Origin of the sequence: Frigoribacterium sp. PhB24 (genome assembly GCF_003755185.1) — a bacterium.
Classification (GTDB): Bacteria; Actinomycetota; Actinomycetes; order Actinomycetales; family Microbacteriaceae; genus Frigoribacterium.
The window spans coordinates 499,489-521,560 of the sequence record NZ_RKIC01000009.1; the positions used below are offsets into that span (position 1 = coordinate 499,489).

General features: G+C 69.6%; 18 protein-coding genes and 1 tRNA gene. 7 read left to right on the forward strand and 12 right to left on the reverse strand.

The window, feature by feature from the left end; translation table 11 throughout:
- Nucleotides 1-2: 2 nt before the first annotated feature.
- From EDF50_RS02885 to EDF50_RS02905, 5 genes are all read right to left on the reverse strand, one after another.
- Nucleotides 3-2,501: a glycoside hydrolase family 2 protein gene (locus tag EDF50_RS02885; RefSeq protein WP_233570276.1), complete on the reverse strand. Its 2,499-nt coding sequence runs from the start codon at nucleotides 2,499-2,501 to the stop codon at nucleotides 3-5.
- The gene (locus tag EDF50_RS02890) at nucleotides 2,498-3,355 is read right to left on the reverse strand and encodes a carbohydrate ABC transporter permease (RefSeq protein ID WP_233570277.1); all 858 of its coding nucleotides are present in this window, start codon (nucleotides 3,353-3,355) and stop codon (nucleotides 2,498-2,500) included. The genes EDF50_RS02885 and EDF50_RS02890 overlap by 4 nt, the downstream gene beginning before the upstream one ends.
- Nucleotides 3,352-4,320: a carbohydrate ABC transporter permease gene (locus EDF50_RS02895; protein WP_123517957.1), complete on the reverse strand. Its 969-nt coding sequence runs from the start codon at nucleotides 4,318-4,320 to the stop codon at nucleotides 3,352-3,354. The genes EDF50_RS02890 and EDF50_RS02895 overlap by 4 nt, the downstream gene beginning before the upstream one ends.
- Entirely contained in the window at nucleotides 4,317-5,612 is a 1,296-nt protein-coding gene (locus EDF50_RS02900) for an ABC transporter substrate-binding protein (protein WP_123517958.1), read from the reverse strand. Before EDF50_RS02900 ends, EDF50_RS02895 begins: the two co-directional genes overlap by 4 nt.
- 200 nt (nucleotides 5,613-5,812) lie before the next feature.
- A complete protein-coding gene (locus EDF50_RS02905) occupies nucleotides 5,813-6,727 on the reverse strand; it encodes a LacI family DNA-binding transcriptional regulator (protein WP_148076742.1) in 915 nt (304 codons plus the stop codon).
- A gap of 114 nt (nucleotides 6,728-6,841) precedes the next feature.
- Between EDF50_RS02905 and EDF50_RS02910 the strand changes: the two genes are divergently transcribed.
- Entirely contained in the window at nucleotides 6,842-8,071 is a 1,230-nt protein-coding gene (locus EDF50_RS02910; RefSeq protein ID WP_123517960.1) for an ROK family protein, read from the forward strand.
- A gap of 31 nt (nucleotides 8,072-8,102) precedes the next feature.
- Here EDF50_RS02910 and EDF50_RS02915 read toward each other — a convergent pair.
- Both EDF50_RS02915 and EDF50_RS02920 read right to left on the reverse strand, forming a co-directional pair.
- A tRNA-Val gene (locus EDF50_RS02915) sits at nucleotides 8,103-8,175 on the reverse strand.
- 83 nt (nucleotides 8,176-8,258) lie between these two features.
- Nucleotides 8,259-8,732 carry a peroxiredoxin gene (locus EDF50_RS02920; RefSeq protein ID WP_123517961.1) on the reverse strand — a complete coding sequence of 158 codons (474 nt, stop codon included), beginning with the start codon at nucleotides 8,730-8,732 and terminating at the stop codon, nucleotides 8,259-8,261.
- 264 nt (nucleotides 8,733-8,996) lie between these two features.
- On the opposite strand from EDF50_RS02920, the gene aceE reads away from it, so the two are divergent.
- The 6 genes from aceE to EDF50_RS02950 all read left to right on the forward strand — a co-directional run bounded on the left by aceE (nucleotide 8,997) and on the right by EDF50_RS02950 (nucleotide 16,736).
- A complete protein-coding gene (gene aceE, locus EDF50_RS02925) occupies nucleotides 8,997-11,741 on the forward strand; it encodes a pyruvate dehydrogenase (acetyl-transferring), homodimeric type (protein ID WP_123517963.1) in 2,745 nt (914 codons plus the stop codon).
- Nucleotides 11,742-11,763: 22 nt separating this feature from the next.
- Nucleotides 11,764-12,975, forward strand: coding sequence for a CdaR family transcriptional regulator (locus EDF50_RS02930; protein ID WP_123518415.1), 1,212 nt, complete (start codon nucleotides 11,764-11,766; stop codon nucleotides 12,973-12,975).
- A gap of 106 nt (nucleotides 12,976-13,081) precedes the next feature.
- Nucleotides 13,082-14,002: an ACP S-malonyltransferase gene (locus tag EDF50_RS02935; RefSeq protein WP_123517964.1), complete on the forward strand. Its 921-nt coding sequence runs from the start codon at nucleotides 13,082-13,084 to the stop codon at nucleotides 14,000-14,002.
- Nucleotides 13,999-15,009, forward strand: coding sequence for a beta-ketoacyl-ACP synthase III (locus EDF50_RS02940; protein WP_123517966.1), 1,011 nt, complete (start codon nucleotides 13,999-14,001; stop codon nucleotides 15,007-15,009). The genes EDF50_RS02935 and EDF50_RS02940 overlap by 4 nt, the downstream gene beginning before the upstream one ends.
- 82 nt (nucleotides 15,010-15,091) lie before the next feature.
- Nucleotides 15,092-15,340 carry an acyl carrier protein gene (locus EDF50_RS02945; RefSeq protein WP_043592609.1) on the forward strand — a complete coding sequence of 83 codons (249 nt, stop codon included), beginning with the start codon at nucleotides 15,092-15,094 and terminating at the stop codon, nucleotides 15,338-15,340.
- A 157-nt stretch (nucleotides 15,341-15,497) separates the two neighbouring features.
- On the forward strand, nucleotides 15,498-16,736 hold the full coding sequence (locus tag EDF50_RS02950) for a beta-ketoacyl synthase (RefSeq protein WP_123517968.1): 1,239 nt from the start codon (nucleotides 15,498-15,500) through the stop codon (nucleotides 16,734-16,736).
- A 106-nt stretch (nucleotides 16,737-16,842) separates the two neighbouring features.
- On the opposite strand, the gene EDF50_RS02955 is transcribed toward EDF50_RS02950, so the two are convergent.
- The 5 genes from EDF50_RS02955 to EDF50_RS02975 form a co-directional block, all read right to left on the reverse strand.
- A complete protein-coding gene (locus EDF50_RS02955) occupies nucleotides 16,843-17,346 on the reverse strand; it encodes a DUF3145 domain-containing protein (protein WP_199738553.1) in 504 nt (167 codons plus the stop codon).
- A 196-nt stretch (nucleotides 17,347-17,542) separates the two neighbouring features.
- Nucleotides 17,543-19,216: a bifunctional 3'-5' exonuclease/DNA polymerase gene (locus tag EDF50_RS02960; protein ID WP_123517971.1), complete on the reverse strand. Its 1,674-nt coding sequence runs from the start codon at nucleotides 19,214-19,216 to the stop codon at nucleotides 17,543-17,545.
- Between the two features lie 42 nt (nucleotides 19,217-19,258).
- Nucleotides 19,259-20,137 carry a DUF1684 domain-containing protein gene (locus tag EDF50_RS02965; RefSeq protein WP_123517972.1) on the reverse strand — a complete coding sequence of 293 codons (879 nt, stop codon included), beginning with the start codon at nucleotides 20,135-20,137 and terminating at the stop codon, nucleotides 19,259-19,261.
- Nucleotides 20,138-20,241: 104 nt separating this feature from the next.
- Nucleotides 20,242-20,883, reverse strand: coding sequence for an FMN reductase (locus EDF50_RS02970; protein WP_123517974.1), 642 nt, complete (start codon nucleotides 20,881-20,883; stop codon nucleotides 20,242-20,244).
- Between the two features lie 20 nt (nucleotides 20,884-20,903).
- Nucleotides 20,904-22,040 carry an LLM class flavin-dependent oxidoreductase gene (locus EDF50_RS02975; RefSeq protein WP_123517976.1) on the reverse strand — a complete coding sequence of 379 codons (1,137 nt, stop codon included), beginning with the start codon at nucleotides 22,038-22,040 and terminating at the stop codon, nucleotides 20,904-20,906.
- Between the last annotated feature and the right edge of the window lie 32 nt (nucleotides 22,041-22,072).

Genomic DNA, 22,072 nt, shown 5'->3' on the forward strand with positions numbered 1-22,072 from the left:
CGTCAGGCCCAGTCGACGACGAGCTGGTTCGACGTGCGCAGCACGCTCGCCGAGGTCAGCTGGTCGGGGCTGAGGTCGGCCTCGGTGGTCACGCGGAACGTCACGGACTCCCCGGGCAGCAGGGTGACCATCATGTCGTCGACGACGGCGTGCACGTCGACCTTGTCGACGAGCAGCGTCACGTCGCGAGCCAAGGAGGCGCTGGTCACCACGACGTCGTAGCCGCCGTCGACCGCGGTGACGGTCGTCGTCAGCTCGGCGGCGGTCAGGGCCGAGTCGCGCTGTTCGACCGGGAACCACAGTCCTCGCTCGGCGCCGACCGTGGCGACGATCAGCTCGCGGGCCGGGTCGCCGAAGGCGGTGATCTCGGCGGGGATCGCGACCGTGGTGGTGGTGCGGGCGTCGAGCACCAGGTCGACCGTCGCGGAGGCGAGCACCTCGCCCTCGTACGAGAGCCTTTGGAGGGCGACCTGCGCCTCCCACGCCTCGGGCGAGTCGTTCGAGACGGCGGCGACGAGGTCGTCTCCGCGCGGCTGGATCGTGACGAGGCGGTCGGCGTAGACGTGCTTGAGGGCGTAGAGCAGCGGCTTGGCGCGGCCGTAGCCGTCGACGGCGGCCCACGAGGTGACGGGCCAGCAGTCGTTCAGCTGCCAGACGATGGAGCCCATGGTGGTGGGGCTCCACGACCGCCAGTGCTCGATGGCGAAGGCGACGGCGTTCGCCTGGTTCAGCGACATGGCCCAGTGCCAGTCCTCGGTGTCGTCGGGCAGCGGGAGGTGCGCGACGAGGCCGTCGGTCAGCTTGTCGTTGCCGTCGGTCGCCTTCTGGTGCCAGATCATGCCGGGCGACTCGGGCGTCAGGGGCGAGTCGGAGATCGACTGCTGGATGGTGGACCATGTCGCGGGGCCCTGCCAGCCGAACTCGGCGACGAAGCGGGGGACGGTGTCGCGGTAGTGCGGGTAGTCGACGCGGTTCCACAGCTCCCAGAGGTGCACCGAGCCGTGCTCGATCTCGTTCGCCGGGCGTTCGGGGTCGCCCGACCAGGGGCTGCCCGGCGTGTAGGACCGCTCGGGGTCGAGCTCGGCGACGAGGCGCGGCAGCAGGTCGAGGTAGTAGCCGAGGCCCCAGGTGCGACCCTGGAGGCGCTTCTCCCAGCCCCACTCCTCGAAGCCCCAGATGTTCTCGTTGTTGCCGTTCCAGAGCACGAGGCTCGGGTGGGACATCAGGCGCGTCACGTTGTCGCGGACCTCGGCCTCGACCTCGCTGCGGAGCGGTTCCTCCTCGGCGTAAGAGGCGCAGGCGAAGAGGAAGTCCTGCCAGGTCATGATGCCGCGTTCGTCGCACAGCTCGTAGAAGTCGTCGGACTCGTAGTAGCCGCCGCCCCAGACGCGCAGCAGGTTCATGTTCGCGAACTCGGCCTGGTCGAGGCGGGCGGCGACACGGTCGCGGGTGACGCGGGTGACGAAAGCGTCGTCGGGGATCCAGTTCGCGCCCCTGGTCCAGACGGGCTGCCCGTTGACGACGACCCGGAAGCTGGTGCCCTCGGAGTCGGGCTCGAGCTCGACGACGACCGTGCGGAAGCCGATGCGAGTCGACCAGGCGGCGGCGGGCCGGTCGTCGACGACGAGGTCGACGGCGAGGTCGTAGAGGACGGCGTCGCCGTGGCCGCGGGGCCACCAGAGTGCCACGTCGGCGACGTCGAGGTCGACGACGGCCTCGGTCGCCCCCGGGGCGACGTCGACGCCGGCCGTGGCTGCCTCGACTCCGTCTGGGCTCGTCACGGAGCCGGAGACGATCACCGCGGCGTCGGAGCCGGCCGCCCTCTCGAGCGTGACGTGGGCGCGGACGTGACCCGCGCCTCCGTCGGTCGTCACGACGGGGCGGACGCTCTCGACGCGGGCGCCCGACCAGGAGTGCAGGGTGACGGGCTTGACGATGCCCGAGGAGGCGGCGTCGAGGCCCCAGTCCCAGCCGAAGTTGCAGGCCGCCTTGCGGATGGCGTTGAAGGGGTGGAAGTAGGTGTGCGGCCGGTAGCCGATGTCGAGGCTGGCCTGGTCGGCGTAGGCGACGGGCGAGGCGAAGTGGACGACGAGGTCGTTGTCGCCGTCGACGAGCGCCCCGTCGGCCGGGAGGCGGTAGGTGCGGTGCTGGTTGACGGTGCGTGCCAGCTCGGTGCCGTTGAGGGTGACCGTGGCGACGGTGTCGAGGCCCTCGAAGACGAGGTCGTGGCGGTCGTGGCCGTCGGGGCTCCACGCGAACGTGGTGCGGTACTCCCAGTCGCTCTCGCCGATCCAGGTGACCTTCTGCTCGTTCCGATCGAGGTAGGGGTCGGGGATGAGGCCGGCGGCGAGGAGGTCGGTGTGGACGAGGCCGGGCACCGTCGCGGGGACGCTCGCGGCGACGATCTCGGCGGGCACCGGACCGCGGGTCGAGCGGACGGACCAGCCGTCGTGCAGCGGGCGGCGGGTCTCGGTGGCGGTGGTGGGGAGGATGGTGGTCACTTGGTGGCTCCTGCCGTGAGGCCGTTGTAGATGTATCGCTGGAGGAAGAGGAAGGCGATGAGGGTGGGGACGATCACGAGCAGCGTCCCGGCCGCGATGACCTCCCATTGCGCGCCGAAGGGGCCCATGAAGCGGAATAGCGAGGTCGAGATGACGCCGAGGTCCTGCGAGGGCATGTAGAGGAACGGGATGTAGAACTCGTTGTAGACCGCGATGCCCTTGATGATCACCACCGTCGCGATCGCCGGCTTGAGCAGCGGCAGGACGATCCGCCAGTAGACGGTGAAGCGGCTCGCGCCGTCGAGCATCGCGGCCTCGTCGAGCGAGACGGGGATCGACTGCATGAACTGCAGGAAGATGTAGATCGCGACGATGTCGGTCCCCATGAAGAGGAGGATCGCCGCGCCCCGGGTGTTGAAGAGGTCGAGGGCGCTGATCACCTGGAAGGTCGCGACCTGCGTCGTGACCGACGGCACGAGGGTCGCGAGCAGGAACCCCCCGAGCACGAGCTTCCGGCCGCGGAAGCGGAACCGGTCGATGGCGTAGGCGGCCATCGTGCCGATCAGGATGGTCCCGACGACGGACACGACGAGGATGATCCCCGTGTTGACGAAGCCCGTCAGCATGCCGCCCTGGGTGAAGGCGGTGACGAAGTTGTCGAGGTTGAGCCAGTTGCCGGGCGGGGTGAGCGGGGTCGTGGTCCGGTACTCCTCGTCCGTCTTGAACGCGAGCATGACGATGGTGACGAGCGGGACGAGGGCCGCGAGGCACGCGAGCACGAGGCTGACGTACTTCACGGTCGTCCCGGTGCGGGCGAGCGTGCGCGAACGGTTCAGCGACGCGGTGGTGGTCACGAGGCGTCCTCCTTCTTCTCGTCGGGGAACAGCAGCCGCTGCACCGCCGTGATGACGAGCACGATGACGAGCAGGACCACGGCCATGGCGGAGGCGAGGCCCACCTTGGAGAAGCGGAACGCGGTGTCGACGGTCTGGATGACGAACGTCTCCGACCCGTTGGCGCCTCCGGTCATGATGTACGGCATCTCGAACGCCGAGAGGGCACCGGCGATCGCGAGGATGAACGACAGGCCGAGGATTCGCCGGATGCTGGGCACGATGATGTAGAGGAACTTGTGCCACGACGTCGCGCCGTCGAGGTCGGCCGCCTCGTACTGCTCGGACGGGACCGACTGGATCGCGCCCAGGAAGAGCACGAAGTTCAGGCCCATGTAGCGCCAGACGCTCGTCGCGGCGAGCGAGGTGTTGACGACGCCGGGGTCGCCGAGCCACTGCGGGGTGTTCTCGACGCCGACGAGGGCGGCGAGGGCGTCGAGGGTGCCGCCGGGGCGGAAGAAGTAGAGGAAGACGAGGCCGATCGCGACCCCGTTGATGAGGTACGGGAAGAAGATGATGCCCTTGAACAGGTTCGAGAAGCGGGTCTTGAAGCTGAGGAGGGTCGCGAAGTACAGGGCCAGGACGAGCTGGGCGATGGCGCCGGCCAGGTAGAAGAGGCTGACGAAGAAGACCTGGAAGATCTCGGGCCGGGTGAAGATCTCGACGAAGTTCTCGGGGCCGACGAACTCCTTGACCGGCGACAGGCCGTCCCAGTCGGTGACGCTGTACCAGAGCAGGTTCGCGACCGGCACGTAGGTCAGGACGATGAGGAACGCCAGCGGCACGACGAGGAAGAGCCACGGGGTGACGCGCAGGCCGCGACGGCCCACGCGCCCGGCCGGGCCGGCGCCGGGGCGGGTGCCCCGGCGCCGGCCGTCGTCGGTGACGGTCGCCGCGACCTCGGGAGGCGAGGCGAGCTGGGTCATTCGGAGACCTTCTCCTGCGCTGCGGCCCAGCGGTCGTTGAGGTCGGAGAAGAACGAGTCCTCGTCGCCGTCGGCGGCGCCACGGGCGGTGTCGATCAACTTCTGGCGGTAGGCGTTGCCGAAGATGTCGATCTCCGCCTCGTTGGCGATGTCCGTGAGCAGCGCCTCCTTGCCGACAGGGTCCGGGGCCAGCTCGAGGTACTGGACGTCGAGGGCAGTGAAGTCCGAGAGGGTGTCGGGCTCGGGGTCGCTCATGACGGGGCTGATGGCTCCCTGGCTCTCGGCGTAGCCGGACTCGTTCGTGAACCACTCGACCCAGGCCTTCGCGGTCGCCTTGTTGTCGCTGTTCTTGCTGACGCCGAGGACCTTGTCGCTGGCCGTCACCGAGGTGAACCGGCCGTCCACCTGCCAGGGCATCGGCCAGAAGCCGATGTCGTCGCGGGAGGCGCCAGCGGCCTCGGCGGCGTCCTGCATCTGGCTGACGGCCCAGGAGCCGAGGACCATCGAGCCGATCTTGCCCTGAGCGAGGAGGTTCTTGGACTCCTCCCAGTTGGTCGTGGTCGGGTCGGCTTCGCTGAGGCCGGCCTCGACGGTCTGGAAGAGCAGGTCGTCGATCTTGTACTGGTCGGTGCCCTCGGTCCAGGGCGCGTCGTCCTCGGCCATCTCCATGCGGACGTCAGGGCCCTGGGTGGCACCGAGGTTGCCCTCGATGGTCGCCAGCGGCCAGCCGTCGGCGTAGTTCGTGTAGTAGGGGTCGGCGTCGGTCTTGTCGCGGATCGCCTGCAGGTCGGTGAGGTACTCCTCCTGCGTGGTCGGGGCCTCGGTGACGCCCGCGTCGGCCCAGACCTTCTTGTTGACGACCATGCCCATGGCCGAGCCGAAGGTCGAGATGCCGTAGACCTGTCCGTCGTAGGCGCCCGCGTCGACGAAGCGGTACTTCTCGCTCATCTCGTCGACCGTGCCGAGGGGCTCGAAGAAGCTCGCGTACTGGTCCTTCGTGACGTTCGAGCTGGGGATGAGCAGCGCGTCGCCGTAGTCCTTCGAGTTCAGGCGGATCTTGACGTCGCCCTCGTAGTCGGTCAGCGCCTCGAAGGTCACGCTCGTGCCCGGGTACTTGTCCTCGAACGTCTTCGCGTAGTCGGCGAAGGTCGTGTCGACGAGGTCGGTGCGGTTGGTGAGCACGGTGATCTCACCCGAGGGATCGCCGTCGTCGTTGGACGCCGACGAGCAGCCGCTGAGACCGATCGCGGTCAGCGAGACCATCGCCATGCCCATGAGTGCTGTCTTCTTCATGCGTGCGAACTCCTTCGTTCGTGGGTGCCGGCGAGGTGCCTCGGCCGTTCCGTCCGACCGGTCTCGGCGGGTGCGAGCTGGTCAGGTGCCTCAGCTTCGCCCGCCACACCAAGTCGTGTCAAGACTTTGATTATTAATTTATGCACTGCCGACTGACAAAGATCGACGAAGGGAACGACAAGACGCTCGTCCTCGAGACGTCAGTGGACGGGCGGGCCGGTCGTCGCTCGGGGCACGAAGACGATGGGCGGTGCCTCGAGGGTGGGCGGCCTCTCACCGTCGAGCACGGCCAACACCGTCTCGCCCACCATCTCGCCGATGCGCTGGACGTCGTGGCTGAGGGCGGAGAGCGCCGGCTCGGAGAGCTGGCACTGGGCCGAGTCGTCCCACGCGACGATCGAGAGGTCACCGGGCACGTTCAGACCGAGGCGTCGAGCCTCGGCGAGCCCGCCCAGCGCCATCAGATCGTTGTCGAAGACCACCGCGGTCGGACCAGCCGGGGCGCCCTCGACGGCCTGGTCGTCAGAGTCGACCGGCCCGTCGAGCAGTGCCGCGAGGGCTCGCTCGCCCGACTCGAACGAGTAGTCGCCCGTCACCGTCGCCGCGGTCAGCCCGCGATCGTCGCAGACCGACACGAAGGTGTCCCGGCGAGCGACTGAGTGGGCGAGGCGCAGCGGTCCGCTGACGTGGGCGAGGCGGACGTGACCCAGCGACGCCAACGCCTCCACCGCCTCCTGGACGGCGACGTCGTCGTTCGTCCAGACGGCGGGGAGCCCGTTCGAGATCGTCGGCGACGACACCGAGATCGCGGGCAATCCCAGCTCGGAGACCAGGGACACCCGGGGGTCGTCCACGCTGAGGTCGACGAGGACCACGGCGTCCACGACGCCCTCGGCCGACCACCGTCGGCACAACTCGAGTTCGGCGTCCCGATCGGGAAGGACCCGCAGCAGGACCGCGTGCCCCCGCGGTCGCACGACACGGTCGAGGCCCGCGGTGAGCTCGTGGAAGTACGGCTCGGCCCCGTAGATCTCGCTGGGACGCACCAGCGTCAGGCCGATGGGCCGCGGGAGGCGCGACGAACGGTCGCTCTCGGTCAGGGTCGCGTCTCGCATCGCCTCGTCCTCCTCGGCCCGGATCACGGTGCCGTGCGCTGTCTCGTGACCGCTATCGTGTCATCGACGCGGGCCGGAACGAGACCAGGGCACGCCCGAGGTGGGGAGGACGACGTGGCCAGACCCGAATCCTCCGCGTCCGGGCCGGGCAGTCGCGCACTCGTCGTCGACGTCATCCGCTCGTCCGGCCCGATCAGCAGGGTGGAGCTGACCGCGACGACCGGCCTCACCCAGCCGAGCATCTCGAACATCGTCCGCAAGCTGCTCGCCGAGGGCATCGTCCGCGAGGGCGGACGCGTCGCCTCCGGCGGCGGCAAGCCGCGCACCCTCGTCGAGATCAATCCGGGCGCCCTCTACGCGGTGGGTGTCCAGCTCGGTTTCGAGTCGATGACCTTCGTGGCGACGGGTGCGGGAGGGGGGATCGTCGCCCGGCAGCTCGTCGACGGCGCGTCGCTCGACTCGCCGGACGACGTGACCGATCGCCTCGTGGCACAGTTCGACGCCTTCGTCGACGCAGCCGGTATCTCGCGAGCGTCGATCGCGGGTGTCGCCGTGGTCGCACCCGGCCCGCTCTCGGCCGACCACGGTGCCATCCTCCGCTCCCCGACGCTCCGGAGGTGGGAGGGTTTCTCGCTCCGTGACCGGCTGTCGGAACGCCTCGACGTGCCCGTCCTCATCGACAACGACGCCGCAGCCGCAGCCGTGGGCGAGTTCTGGACGCGTCGTGTCCCCCGGACCGAGACCTTCGCCGGCATCTACATGGGCACGGGCCTGGGTGCGGGCATCATCATCGACGGGGCCCTCTACCGCGGTGCGAGCTCGAACGCCGGCGAGCTCGGGCACATGTCCGTCGACCTCGACGGCGAGCCCTGTTTCTGTGGCAACCGAGGATGCGTGGAACGCTATGCGGCGCCTGCCGCCGTCCTGCTCCGGGCACGCGAGAAGTCAGGGCGCCTGACCGGCCTCGGACTCGCCTTCGAGGAGCACACCGTGGCCCAGGACTTCGACCGTCTGGCTCGCGCTGCCGTGGGCGGGCACCCTGTCGCCGAGAGCTTGATCGCCACGTCCGCGCGCTATCTCGCCGCCGCCGTCGTGTCGTTCGTCAACGTGCTCGACGTCGACCGGCTCGTGCTCGCCGGTCCGAGCATCGCGGTCGCGGGTTCCGTGTACGCCCGAGCCGTCCGAGAACGTCTCATGGAGAGCGCCTTCGCCCGGCAATCCCATGACGTCCGCGTCGAGTTGGCCACGAACCCGAGAGACTCCGCCGCGATCGGAGCAGCAGCCCTGGTCTTGCAGAGTTCGGTCTCTCCGGGACACGGCCCGCGGCTCGTCCAGCCGACCTGACCCGGCGCGCGACCGGCCGTCGGGCACGTCGTGGGCCCTACCGGGCTCGAACCGATGACATCCACGGTGTAAACGTGGCGCTCTACCAACTGAGCTAAAGGCCCTCGCGCCGGTGCGAGCCGGGCGAGCGACTCCAGGCTAGCGGGTGCGCGAGCCGACCCGCGCCTCCCGAGGGTTGCCCCGGTCGTCAGACCGTGACGGGGACGAGCAGGTCGAGGGCGGCCCGGTAGTCGGCGAGCGAACGCTCCTGACCGGGCTCGGTGCCGAAGTGCTCGCGAATGACGCCGTCGACGTCGATCAGGAACGTGGTGCGCGTCGCGAAGCCTTTGTTCTCGAGGAAGACTCCGTACTCCTTCGAGACCTCGCCGTGGGGCCAGAAGTCGGCCAGCAGGGTGAAGTCGTAGCCCTTCTCCTCGGCGAACGCGCGCAACGTCGCCTTCGAGTCGACCGAGACGACCAGCAGCTCGACGCGGTGGTCCTGGAACATCGCGAGGTTGTCGCGCAGCGTGCAGAGCTCTTTCGTGCAGGTGCTGCTGAACGCCAGGGGGAAGAACACCAGGGCCACGGGCTTGACGCCCCGGAAGTCGCTCAACCGCACTCGCTCGCCGAACTGGTTCGGCAGGTCGAAGTCGGGAGCCTGGATGGCGTTCTCCAGAGCCATGGGTGCGTTCCTTTCGCGTCGACCCGGGCGGTCGGCGACTGACACGATCGCCGATCCTACGCCTCACGCGTCGGATTTCAAGCGGCGGCGTCGCCGAGCGTTCCCAGCGCGTGCCGAGCCTGCGTCGGCCGGGGCAACTAGAGTGGTCGGGTCAGGCGGAGTACGTCTCGGAACCCGGGCACGACGGGCCTGACATCTGTTTGTCCACTCCACGCGGTGGCCTTCCAAGAGGAGGCCGCTCCACACAGATGATTGAGGTCAAGGGTGACGGTTAACGATCAGGACCCGTACACGGTCGACAAGGCCGATCGCGATCCCGAAGAGACCGCGGAGTGGCGCGAGTCGCTCGACGCTCTCGTGAAGGCGCAGGGTCACGAACGTGCCCGCGAGATCATGAAGAGCCTGCTCACCCGGTCGAGTGAGCTGCACCTGGGCGTGCCGATGGTCCCCAAGACGGATTACGTCAACACCATCGCCCCCGAGGACGAGCCCGAGTTCCCGGGCGACGAAGAACTCGAACGTCGCTACCGCAAGTGGGTCCGCTGGAACGCCGCGATCACGGTGCACCGCGCCCAGCGTCCCGGCATCTCGGTGGGCGGGCACATCTCGACCTACGCGTCGTCGGCCGCACTCTACGAGGTCGGCAACAACCACTTCTTCCGCGGTCAGGACCACTCCGGCGGTGGTGACCAGGTGTTCTTCCAGGGCCACGCCTCCCCCGGCATGTACGCCCGCGCCTATCTCGAGGGGCGTCTCGGCACCGACCAACTCGACGGCTTCCGTCAAGAGAAGTCCCACGCGTCGGGCGGGCTCAGCTCGTACCCGCACCCTCGCCTCATGCCCGAGTTCTGGCAGTTCCCGACCGTGTCGATGGGTCTCGGGCCGATCAACGCCATCTACCAGGCACAGGTCGCGAAGTACCTTACCAACCGGGGCATCAAGGACGCCAGCGACCAGCAGGTCTGGGCGTTCCTCGGCGACGGCGAGATGGACGAGGTCGAGAGCCGCGGTCAGCTGCAGGTGGCGGCCAACGAAGGCCTCGACAACCTCAACTTCATCGTCAACTGCAACCTCCAGCGCCTCGACGGCCCCGTCCGCGGCAACGGCAAGATCATCCAAGAACTCGAGTCGTTCTTCCGCGGCGCCGGCTGGAACGTCATCAAGGTCGTCTGGGGTCGCGAGTGGGACAGCCTGCTCGCCAACGACTCGAGCGGTGCGCTGCTCAACCTGATGAACACCACGCCCGACGGCGACTTCCAGACCTACAAGGCCGAGAGCGGCGGCTACGTCCGCGACAACTTCTTCGGCCGCGACCCCCGCGCCCTCGAACTCGTCGCGGACTACTCGGACGACGACATCTGGAACCTCAAACGCGGTGGCCACGACTACCGCAAGGTCTACGCCGCGTTCAAGGCCGCGACCGAGCACAAAGGCCAGCCCACGGTCATCCTGGCGAAGACGGTCAAGGGCTATGGCCTCGGCCCGTCGTTCGAGGGCCGCAACGCGACCCACCAGATGAAGAAGCTCACGCTCGACAATCTCAAGCAGTTCCGTGACGAGCTCCGCATCCCGATCAGCGACGCCCAGCTCGACGAGAACCCGTACCTGCCGCCGTATTACCACCCCGGCCAGGACGACGACGCGATCCAGTACATGCAAGAGCGTCGTCGCGCGCTCGGCGGCTACGTCCCCGAACGTCGCACCAAGTACACGCAGATCGCCGTGCCCGAGGCGAAGACCTACGACGTCGTCAAGAAGGGATCGGGCAAACAGGAGGTCGCCACGACGATGGCCTTCGCGCGCCTACTGAAAGACCTGCTGCGCTCGCCCGACTTCGGGCACCGCATCGTGCCGATCATCCCCGACGAGGCCCGGACCTTCGGCATGGACGCCTACTTCCCGACGTCCAAGATCTACAACCCCAACGGCCAGCACTACACGTCGGTCGACCGCGAACTGCTGCTCGCCTACAAAGAGAGCCCGCAGGGTCAGATCATCCACGTCGGCATCAACGAGGCCGGTGCGTTCGCGGCCTTCACCGCCGTCGGCACCTCGTATTCGACTCAGGGCGAGCCGCTCATCCCGGTCTACGTCTTCTACTCGATGTTCGGGTTCCAGCGCACCGGTGACGCGATGTGGGCCGCGGGAGACCAGATGGCTCGCGGATTCATCATCGGGGCCACCGCCGGTCGCACGACGCTCACCGGTGAAGGCCTGCAGCACGCCGACGGCCACTCGTTGCTGCTCGCCTCCACGAACCCCGCGGTCGTCTCGTACGACCCCGCGTACGGTTACGAGCTCGGGCACATCGTCAAGTCGGGCATGGACCGCATGTACGGCACGGACGAACACGGCAACGCGTCGCACCCAGACCCGAACGTCATGTATTACATCACCGTCTACAACGAGCCGATGGCCCAGCCCGTCGAGCCCGAGGGGCTCGACGTCGACGGTGTCGTCCGCGGCATCTACAAGCTTAAAGAAGCCGAGAACCTCGGCCCCCGCGCCCAGTTGCTCGCCTCGGGCGTCGGTGTGCCGTGGGCCCTCGAGGCCCAGCAGTTGCTCGCCGACGACTGGAACGTCGCGGCCGACGTCTGGAGCGTCACCAGCTGGAACGAACTGCGACGCGACGGCCTCGCCGCCGAAGAGCACAACTTCCTGAATCCGAACGACGAGCCGAAGACGCCGTACGTCACCGAGAAGCTCCAGGGTGCCGAGGGTCCGTTCATCGCCACCAGCGACTTCATGGCGGCCGTGCCCGATCAGATCCGCGAATACGTGCCCGGTGACTACCTGACACTCGGTGCCGACGGCTTCGGCTTCAGCGACACCCGTGCCGCCGCTCGCCGGTTCTTCAAGATCGACGGCCCCTCGGTCGTCGTCCGTACCCTGCAGGCCCTGGCCCGCCGTGGCGAGGTCGACCCGAGCGTCGTCCAGCAGGCCATCGACCGGTACCGACTGCACGACGTCACCGCCGGCACCAGCGGCACCGCCGGCGGGGAGGTCTGACGACCCCGTGAGCGCCGAGCGGGTGCCCACGTCACCCCTGCAGCCGTCCGCAGCCACCAAAGAGCGCACGCTCGCGTGGCTGCGGACGGTCTCGGGTGAGTTGTCCACCGCGACCATCAAGCGCCTCGAAGAGACGCTGCCGTGGTACGGAGACATGCCCCCGGGGCGCCGCTCGGCGGTCGGGCTCGTCGCCCAGGCCGGCATCACCTCGTTCATCAGCTGGTTCGCCGACCCCCGTTCCACTCCGTGGATCGCGGCCGACGTGTTCGGTTCGGCTCCCCGTGAACTGCTCCGCTCGGTGAGCCTGACCCAGACGCTGCAGCTCATCCGCATCACCGTCGAGGTCGTCGAAGAACGCGTCAAGGACGGCGACGACTCGCTGCGTGAGGCGATCCTGCTCTACTCGCGCGAGATCGCGTTCGCCTCGGCCGACGTGTACGCCCGAGCCGCCGAAGCCCGCGGTCTCTGGGACGCCCGGCTCGAGGCACTGGTCGTCGACTCGATCCTGAGCGGCGAATACGACGACGAGCTGCCCAGCCGCATCGCCGCCCTCGGCTGGCACGGTCACGGCGAGGTCGCCGTCCTCGTCGGCACGGCTCCTCGCATGCTCGACGTCGACATGCTCCGCCGCACGGCGCGGCACCGCGAGGCAGACGTGCTGATCGGCGTCCAGGGCAGTCGTCTGGTGCTCGTCATCGGCCGGGCCGACCCGCTCGACGAGAGCAGCGCCTCCTCGACGCATCCCAGTTTCACCGACATCGCCCGCGCCCTCGAACCCGGATTCGGCGAGGGGCACCTCGTGCTCGGCCACGAGGTGCCGAGCCTCGTCGACGCCTCGAAGAGCGCCAAGGCGGCCCTCGCCGGCTTCGCCGTCGCCCGGGCCTGGCGCAACGCCCCACGCCCCGTGCTGGCCGACGACCTCCTGCCGGAACGGGCTCTCGCCGGAGATCCCGTGGCCCGGTCGACACTCGTCAACCGCATCTACAAACCGCTCAAGACCCACTCCACCGAGCTCTTGACCACCCTCTGGTGCTACCTCGACAACGGTCGCTCGCTCGAGGCCACGGCTCGGGAGCTCTTCGTGCACCCGAACACCGTGCGCTACCGCCTCAAGCGTGTCACCGACGTGATCGGCTGGGACGCGACCGGAGCCCGCGAGGCGCTCATCCTGCAGTCAGCGCTCGTGCTCGGATCGATCGCCGACCCCGACGGGTCGACCACCCGACGCAAGTGACAGTCGACCTGCCCCCCGCTCCCGCTGTGTGGTTCGACAACGTCGGCGCACATCTTTGGTCGAGTTGCTACACCGCAGACCCCCGACTCGTTGGCATGATGGACCAGTGATCGTTGTCGTAGCGCCCGGTCAGGGCTCCCAAACTCCTGGTTTCCTCGAACCCTGGCTCGCCGACCCGGAGCAGCGCGCCCTGTTGGCGTCGCTCGGGGACGCGGCCCGCACCGACCTCGTCGCCCACGGCACCACGTCGGACGCGGACACGATCCGAGACACCGCCGTGGCCCAGCCCCTCATCGTCGCCGCCGGCATCCTCACGGCGCGCGCCCTCTTCGCCCGCGTCGACCCGTCAGCCGTCGCCGGCGTCGCGGGCCACTCCGTCGGTGAGTTCACCGCCGCGGCCGTCAGCGGCGTCCTGACCGACGTCGACGCCCTGACTCTCGTCGCCGAGCGTGGCCGAGCCATGGCCGACGCGGCGGCCCTCGTCGAGACCGGGATGAGCGCCGTCCTCGGCGGCGACGAGACCGAACTGCTCGCCCGCCTCGACGCGCTCGGTCTCTCCCCCGCAAACTACAACGGTGGTGGCCAGATCGTGGTCGCGGGTGAGACCGCCGCCCTCGCCGAGCTCGCGGCCGACCCGCCGGCCAAGAGCCGCGTCGTACCCCTGCAGGTCGCCGGCGCCTTCCACACCCGGTTCATGCAGCCGGCCGTCGAGCGCCTGCGCGCTGCTGCCGACGGTGTCCCGGCCTCGGACCCGTCACTCACCCTCTGGACCAACCACGACGGCACCACCGTCGACTCGGGTGCCCGGTTCGTCGACCTGCTGGTCGGCCAGGTGTCCTCGCCCGTCCGATGGGATGCGACCATGCGGTCCTTCGCCGACGCCGGCGTGACGGGCATCGTCGAACTCGCCCCGGCCGGAGCCCTCACCGGCCTCGCCAAGCGCGCACTGAGGGGCGTCCCCTCGGTCGCCGTCAAGACACCCGACGACCTGCAGGCCGCCGTCGACCTCATCGAGGGAGCAGCATGACCACCCCCCAGCTCAACCAGACCACCGGTGCCCGGTTCACCCGCATCTACGCGCTCGGCGCCGCCCGCGGCGAGAACGTCGTGCCCAACGCCGACATCGTCGAGCCCATCAACTCGAGCGACGAGTGGATCCAGCAGCGCACGGGTGTGATCACCCGTCGCCGTGCCGGCAAGGACGTCAAGGTCGTCGACCTCGCCGAGACCGCCGCCACCGAGGCCATCGCGAAGTCGGGCATCCGCCCCGACCAGATCGGCGCCGTCCTCGTGTCGACCATCGGCGCAGGCGTCGTGACCCCCTCGGTCGCGTCGCTCCTCGCCGAGCGCGTCGGGGCGAACCCTGCCGCCGCGTACGACATCTCGGCCGCCTGCGCCGGGTTCACCTACGGCATCGCGCAGGCCGACTCGTTCGTCAAGTCGGGCCTCGCCGAGTACGTCCTGGTCGTCGGCGCCGAGAAGCTCAGCGACGTCATCGACCCGACCGACCGCACGATCTCGTTCCTGCTCGCCGACGGGGCCGGCGCCGCCGTCGTCGGCCCGTCCGACAGCGCCGGCATCGGCCCGACCGTCTGGGGCTCGGACGGCTCGAAGTGGGACGCCATCGGCATGACCAACACCATGACCGAGTACCGCGAGGGTGCGGGCGAGGTCCCCTGGCCGACCCTGCGCCAAGAAGGTCAGACGGTCTTCCGCTGGGCGGTCTGGGAGATGGCGAAGGTCGCCAAAGAGGCCCTGGAGCGCGCGGGCGTCACCGCCGACCAGCTCTCCGCCTTCGTGCCGCACCAGGCCAACATGCGCATCATCGACGAGTTCGCCAAGCAGCTCGGCCTGCCCGAGTCCGTCGTGATCGGTCGCGACATCGCGACCACCGGCAACACCTCGGCCGCGAGCATCCCGCTCGCGACCCACCGACTGCTCGACGAACACCCGGAGCTGAGTGGCGGCCTCGCGCTGCAGATCGGTTTCGGTGCCGGACTCGTGTTCGGCGCCCAGGTGGTCGTGCTGCCCTAGCGCGCCGCTGCCCGCCCGACCGGGGGCGGCTGTATAGGCTTTACCCCGGTCACAACGACACCCCCCTCAAGGAGACAACACCATGGCACTGTCCACCGAAGAAGTCCTCGCCGGCCTCGCCGAGCTCGTCAACGACGAGACCGGGATCGCCACCGACACCGTCGAGATGGACAAGTCGTTCACCGACGACCTCGACATCGACTCGATCTCCATGATGACCATCGTCGTCAACGCCGAAGAGAAGTTCGACGTCAAGATCCCCGACGAAGAGGTCAAGAACCTCAAGACCGTCGGCGACGCCGTCACGTACATCCACAAGGCGCAGAACTAAGACGTCGGCTGCCCGGTCGCCCCTCTCGGCGACCGGGCCCCGCCGCTGTGCCCTCGACGCCGTCGATCCCACGCCACCAGCTTCCGCTGCAGCCCGGGTCACGGCGTCGTCGCACATCGGCACAGCACCCCGACCGGCCCTCCCAGAAGGAACGTCAATGACCAAGAAGATCGTCGTCACCGGACTCGGCGCCACGAGCCCGCTCGGTGGCACCGCCACCGAGAGCTGGCAGAACCTGCTCGACGGCCAGTCGGGCATCACCACGCTCGAGCAGGACTGGGTCGCCAAGTACGAGCTGCCCGTCACCTTCGCCGGCCAGGCACGCACCCCCTCGGCCGACGTGCTCGACCGCCGCGAGGTCAAGCGCCTCGACCCGTCGAGCCAGTTCGCGCTCACCGCAGCCCGCGAGGCCTGGGCCGACGCCGGCTCGCCCGAGGTCGTCCCCGAGCGCTTCATCGTCGACTGGGCCACCGGCATCGGTGGTGTGTGGACCCTGCTCGACGGTTGGGACACCCTGCGGGAGAAGGGCCCGCGCCGCGTGCTGCCGATGACCGTGCCCATGCTCATGCCGAACGGCCCCGCCGCGGCCATCTCGATGAGCCTCGGGGCTCGTGCCGGCGCCCGCACGGTCGTCTCGGCCTGCGCCTCCAGCACCGAGTCGATCGCCATGGCCTATGAGCACCTCCAGTCGGGCCTCGCCGACATCGCCGTCGCCGGCGGATCCGAGGCGGCGATCCACCCGATGCCCATGGCCTCCTTCGCCGCCATGCAGGCCCTCTCGAAGCGCAACGACGACCCGGCCACCGCCTCGCGTCCCTACGACGTCACGCGGGACGGCTTCGTCCTCGCCGAGGGTGGTGCCGCCCTCGTCCTCGAGACCGAGGAGCACGCCCTGGCCCGTGGGGCCCGCATCTACGCCGAACTGATCGGCGGTGCGGTCACGAGCGACTCGTACCACATCACCGCCCCCGACCCCGAGGGCACCGGGGCCGCCCGGGCCGTCATCGCGACGCTCGAGAACGCCGGCGTCGAGCGTGACCAGGTCGTCCACGTCAACGCGCACGCGACGAGCACCCCGGTCGGCGACATCGCCGAGTACCACGCCATCAAGCGCGTCTTCGGCGACCACACCTCGAAGCTGATCGTCTCGGCGACCAAGGCGGCCACGGGCCACCTGCTCGGCGGTGCCGGCGGCATCGAGGCGCTGTTCACGGTCAAGGCGCTGCACGAACGTGTCGCTCCGCAGACCATCAACGTCACGCAGATGGACGACGAGATCGACATGGACGTCGTCGTCGGCGAACCCCGTCCGCTGCCCGCGGGCGAGATCGTCGCGATCAGCAACTCGTTCGGCTTCGGCGGCCACAACGCCGTCATCGGCTTCCGCTCGGTCTGACCGGAGCGAGCAGCGCAGGAGGCGCGGGTGGCGTGATCACGCCACCCGCGCCTCCTGCGTCGTCAGCGGGTGCGCCCGAGATGCGCGTCGCCCGGGCTGCAGGGGGTCAACCGACCTTGTGCAGCCAGACGACGGGGTTGCCCTCGCCGCTGTACCGGAACGGCTCGAGCTCGTCGTCCCAGGCCTGGCCGAGGGCCAGGCGCAGCTCGCGGTGGAGCTCGAGGGTGTTCGAGCCGGCGATCTCCATGGCGTAGCGGATGCGGTCCTCGGGGATGACGGTGTTGCCGGCCGTGTCGGTCTGGGCGAAGAAGACACCGAGATCGGGCGAGTGCATCCAGCGACCGCCGTCGTGGGTCTCACCAGGGTCTTCGGTCACCTCGTACCGCAAGTGCTCCCAGCCCCGCAGGGCCGAGGCGATGCGGGCACCGGAGCCCTCGTCACCCTGCCACGAGAACTCGGTGCGCTGGGCACCGGGCAGCACGGGCTGATCGACCCAGGCGAAGTTCACGCCGTGCCCGAGGGCACGACCGACGGCCCACTCGACGTGTGGGCACAGTGCACGAGGGGACGAGTGCACGTAGAGCACTCCCCGAGCGGTTGCAGCAGCCACGATTCCTCCATCTGGTTCAGGTGCGACTTCCCCATCGACCTGTCAGACGTGATTCGTGTGCGTTCTTCGATTGTTCGAGCCGGAGCCCGGTGAGACGCGGGCCGAGGCCCGTTCTGTGAATTATGACCGACCCGCCTGAGAAATCACAACTGTGTAACACCTGCCAATCGCGGCCGGTACGCCTCGGCCCGCCCGGTCACTTGGCCTGCGAGTAGTCGTCGACGACGGCGACGGTCACCGGGAAGGCCACTGGCGAGTCGCCGAAGAGCAGGCGGCCGGCTTCGACCGCGCTCGCGGCGACCAGCACGGCGACCTCGTCGGCGACGTCGGCGGGCGCATGCACGACCACCTCGTCGTGCAAGAAGAAGACGAAGTGGGGTGCCCGGGCGTCGGTCCCCCACCGGGCCTGGAGACGGCGTCGCAAGGCGCCCATCCAGCAGAGTGCCCACTCGGCGGCCGTGCCCTGCACCACGAAGTTGCGCGTGAAGCGACCCCAGGCGCGGGCATCGCGATCGGCAGGTCGGACGCCCATCTCGGGCGGCAGGGCACCCGCCCCGGCGTCGCCCACGCCGGCGTCGTCCGCGCCGGGATCATCGGACGGTCGGGGCGAGCTGCGCCCGAGCAACGTGTCGACGACTCCGCCGACCTCGCCCGTGCGGGCCGCCGTCTCGACGAGCGCCATGGCGTCGGGAAAACGCCGGGCGAGCCGCGGGACGAGCCGTCCGCTGTCCCCCTGGGTTGCCCCGTACATCGCGCCGAGCATGGCGACCTTGGCCTCGGCGCGGGTCGCGACGGCCCCGCTCGCGACGATGCCCTCGTAGAGGTCACCCGACCCCGCCCGCGCCATCGCCCGGTCACCGGACAGCCCGGTCAGGATGCGCGGCTCGAGTTGCGAGGCGTCGGCGACCACGAGTTTCCAGCCCGGGTCGGCCACGACGGCGCCGCGCACCGCCCTCGGGAGCTGCAGCGCGCCTCCTCCGCTGGTGGCCCAGCGACCGGTCACGACACCACCCGGTACGTAGTCGGGTCGGAAGCGGCCGCCACACACCCACGCGTCGAGCCACGTCCACCCGTTGGCCACGAGCAGCCGTTGCATCTTCTTGTAGGCGAGCAGGGGGCCGATCGAGGGGTGGTCGTGCCGCTGGAGCTCCCACTGACGCGTCGACTGCACGAGCACGCCCGAGCGGTTCAAGGCCTTGATCAGTTCTGCCGGCGAATCGGGGTTGAGGTCGGGGGCGTCGAGGGCCCGTCGCACCTCGTCGAGGGCCGCGCGCATGCGGGCCGGGCGCTCACCCGGGGTGGGCCGCGGCCCGAGCGCCGAGGTCAGCAGCTCGTCGTGCACCCGGGCGGACCACGGGATGCCCCGGTGTCGCATCTCGGCCGCGATCAGGGCGCCGGTGGACTCGGCGGTGACCAGCAGTTCGAGTCGTCCCCGGGTCGGCGAGGACTCGACCGCCTCGCGCTGGGCGTGGAACTCGCCCGCCGGGTCGGGCAGCGATTCGGGCACGACCTCGAACAGGCCGTCCGACTCGCCGGGCACGGCCTGGCCGACGTCCCACGGGCCAGGCGCCGAGCCACCGCGCGGAAAGCCGGGCGCGGCCGTCGAGCGACGCAGGATCGCGTGCACGAGCCGGAGGTCGACACAGCGTGCGACCGTGACCCCGGCGTCGAGGAGGCGCGGGTACCACCGAGGGGTGTCGTCCCAGACCCAGCGGGGCGAGGCCTCGCCCTCGAGCTCGGCCACGCGAGTCGGCAGCCCGGCGGCGGCGATCGTCTCGACGCCCGTCGCCTCGAGCCGGCCGGCCCCACCGCGCCCGTACCGCGTCAGCTCGACGTCGCCGTCGGGCAGTCGACGCAGCAGGAAGAACACGGGTCGATCATCCCACCACCGACCGACCCCGCCGACCCCGACCTAGTGCAGCGGCCGGCCCGCGGAGTCGAGCACGTTCTTCTCGCCCGCCTCGATCGCCACGGCGAAGCGGTTCCGAGCGGGCGGGATCGGGCAGTTGAACGCGTACGAGAACGCGCACGGCGGCAGGACGGCACGATTGAAGTCGAGCGTGATCGTGCCGTCGCCGTTCGGTGTCGGGAAGAGGAACCGTCCGACCGAGTAGGTGCTGTCGCCGTTGGTCGCGTCGCCGAAGACGAGCTGCAGTCGGTCGCCGTCCCCCGCCGGGAACGCCGCGAGCTCGTGGTCGATCCCGTCGCGCGTGAACCGGATCAGCCCGGACAGCGGCTTCGGGCGGCTGAGCTCGAGATCCTTCTGGTGGCGGATGTCGATCGTCGCGTCGGGCGAGGTCGGCACGAAGTCGGCCGTGACGACCCAGGCGGGGTCGAACGGGAAGGCATCGATCGAGCCGAACCCCGTGACCGCGTCCGACGCGGAGTCCCAGACACGGAGCGCGTAGCTCGAGTGGTCGTCGTTCGCGATCACCGTGCCGGTCGTCGTGTCCGAGAACCGGATGCCGCTCGGCGCCAGGGCGTCGTCACCCGCCACGACCACGGTGCCGTCGACCAGGTCGCCGTCGACGCGGATGCCGTCCGCGGCGGTCGCCGTCAGCATCAGGCCCGACACCCCCCGCGGCGTCGGGGCCCAGCGGCCGGGAGCGCCCCACACCGTCTGCTCGAGGTCGACCCACTGGGTGCCGATCAGGGCGAGAGGGCCCTGCGACGACACGGCGCGGGCGCGGCGCAGCGCTTGGAAACGGTCGAGCTCGGCCTGCGCGAGATCGGTCTCGGGCGTGCCGTCGTTCTCGGGCGCGCCGTCGGTCTCGGGGATGCTGTCGGTCATCGGTCCTCCTGGGTCTGACGGAGGGCAACGCCGAGGAGGCGCGGTTCATGCCCCGGGGTACGGGACGTGGTCGAGACCGGCACCGCGCCTCCTCGTCCCACCCCTCAGGGCTGGGTGTCGTCGCGACCCACGGCGAGGCGACGCAGCTGCTCGTCGAACGGGACGATCGCGGCGAACGGATCGTCGAGCGACCCCTCGTGCCGTGCGACGAGCTCGGAGAACTCCCCCGCGGCACGCGTCACGCGCTCGGGCAGCGTCGTCGCGGTGCCGTCGCCCTCGCCCCAGTCCTCGGACGCCGCGAACACCGAGGTGGGCACGACGACGGCCTGGAAGTAGGCGAACAGCGGTCGCACGGCGTACTCGAGAGCGAGCGAGTGACGGGCCGTGCCACCCGTCGCCGCGATGAGCACCGGCGTCCCGGTCAGGGCCTTGTGGTCCATGACGTCGACGAACGACTTGAACAACCCGCTGTACGACGACGAGAAGACGGGTGTGACCGCGATCACGCCATCGGCGCTCGTCACCTTCTCGAGCGCCTCGGCGAGGGCGGGAGGCGCGAAACCGGTCAGCATCGCGTCCGTCACCTCGTGCGCGAGGTCGCGCAGCTCGACGACCTCGACCTCGACGAACGAGCCGCGGCCCACGAGGTCGCGCGTCGTCGCCTCGACGAGACGGTCGGCCAGGAGACGAGTGGACGAGGGCTGGCTCAGCCCCGCGGACAGGGCGACGATCTTCTTGGTGCTCATGGCAGCGCCTCCTCGGCTTCTCAGCGGGCGGACGACGCGGTGAGCGCGTCGTGCACGGTGGGTGCGGCGGTGGACTGCGACACCCGGGTCGCGGCCTCGACGAGCGAGGCATGCGTGGGGGCGTCGGGCACGTGGGCCGGACGGTTCGCGGCGAACTCGCGACGCAGGACCGGCACGACCTCGCTGCCCAGGATGTCGAGCTGCTCGAGGACGGTCTTCAGGGGCAGACCGGCGTGGTCCATCAGGAACAGCTGACGCTGGTAGTCGCCCACGTAGTCGCGGAAACCGAGGGTGCGGTCGATGACCTCCTGAGGGCTGCCGACGGTGAGCGGCGTCTGGCTCGTGAAGTCCTCCATCGACGGGCCGTGACCGTAGACGGGCGCGTTGTCGAAGTAGGGGCGGAAGGTGCGTTTGGCGTCCTGCGAGTTCTTGGCCAGGAAGACCTGACCACCGAGGCCGACGATCGCCTGGTCGGCCCGGCCGTGCCCGTGGTGTTCGAAGCGGGTGCGGTAGAGCTCGACCATCTGCTTCGTGTGGGAGGCGGGCCAGAAGATGTGGTTGGCGAAGAAGCCGTCACCGTAGTAGGCGGCCTGCTCGGCGATCTCGGGACTGCGGATCGAACCGTGCCAGACGAACGGTGCGACACCGTCGAGGGGACGCGGGGTCGCCGTGAAGCCCTGCAGCGGCGTGCGGAAGTGGCCCTTCCAGTCGACGACGTCCTCGCTCCAGAGCCGGTGCAGCAGGGCGTAGTTCTCGATGGCGAGGTTGATCCCCTGGCGGATGTCCTTACCGAACCACGGGTACACCGGGCCCGTGTTGCCGCGACCGAGCGTGAGGTCGACGCGGCCGCCCGCCAGGTGTTGCAGCAGGGCGAAGTCCTCGGCGATCTTCACCGGGTCGTTCGTCGTGATCAGGGTGGTGGCGGTGCTGAGCACGATGCGCTCGGTCTGAGCGGCGATGAACGCGAGGAGGGTGGTCGGGCTCGAGTTCACGAAGGGCGGGTTGTGGTGCTCGCCAGCCGCGTAGACGTCGAGACCCACCTCCTCGGCCTTCTTGGCGATGGTGACCATCGCCTGGAGACGCTCCCCCTCGGTCGGGGTGGCACCGGTGGTCGGGTCGGTCGTGATGTCGCCGACGCTGAAGATTCCGAACTGCATTGCTCCACCTTAGAACATCTGCATGCGTTTGC

Coding starts and splice junctions, on each gene's coding strand:
- EDF50_RS02950 (WP_123517968.1), top strand. CDS start 15,498: ATGACCAAGAAGATCGTCGTCACCGGACTCGGCGCCACGAGCCCGCTC.
- EDF50_RS02900 (WP_123517958.1), bottom strand. CDS start 5,612: ATGAAGAAGACAGCACTCATGGGCATGGCGATGGTCTCGCTGACCGCG.
- EDF50_RS02940 (WP_123517966.1), top strand. CDS start 13,999: ATGACCACCCCCCAGCTCAACCAGACCACCGGTGCCCGGTTCACCCGC.
- EDF50_RS02895 (WP_123517957.1), bottom strand. CDS start 4,320: ATGACCCAGCTCGCCTCGCCTCCCGAGGTCGCGGCGACCGTCACCGAC.
- EDF50_RS02965 (WP_123517972.1), bottom strand. CDS start 20,137: ATGACCGACAGCATCCCCGAGACCGACGGCGCGCCCGAGAACGACGGC.
- EDF50_RS02905 (WP_148076742.1), bottom strand. CDS start 6,727: ATGCGAGACGCGACCCTGACCGAGAGCGACCGTTCGTCGCGCCTCCCG.
- EDF50_RS02970 (WP_123517974.1), bottom strand. CDS start 20,883: ATGAGCACCAAGAAGATCGTCGCCCTGTCCGCGGGGCTGAGCCAGCCC.
- EDF50_RS02975 (WP_123517976.1), bottom strand. CDS start 22,040: ATGCAGTTCGGAATCTTCAGCGTCGGCGACATCACGACCGACCCGACC.
- EDF50_RS02920 (WP_123517961.1), bottom strand. CDS start 8,732: ATGGCTCTGGAGAACGCCATCCAGGCTCCCGACTTCGACCTGCCGAAC.
- EDF50_RS02945 (WP_043592609.1), top strand. CDS start 15,092: ATGGCACTGTCCACCGAAGAAGTCCTCGCCGGCCTCGCCGAGCTCGTC.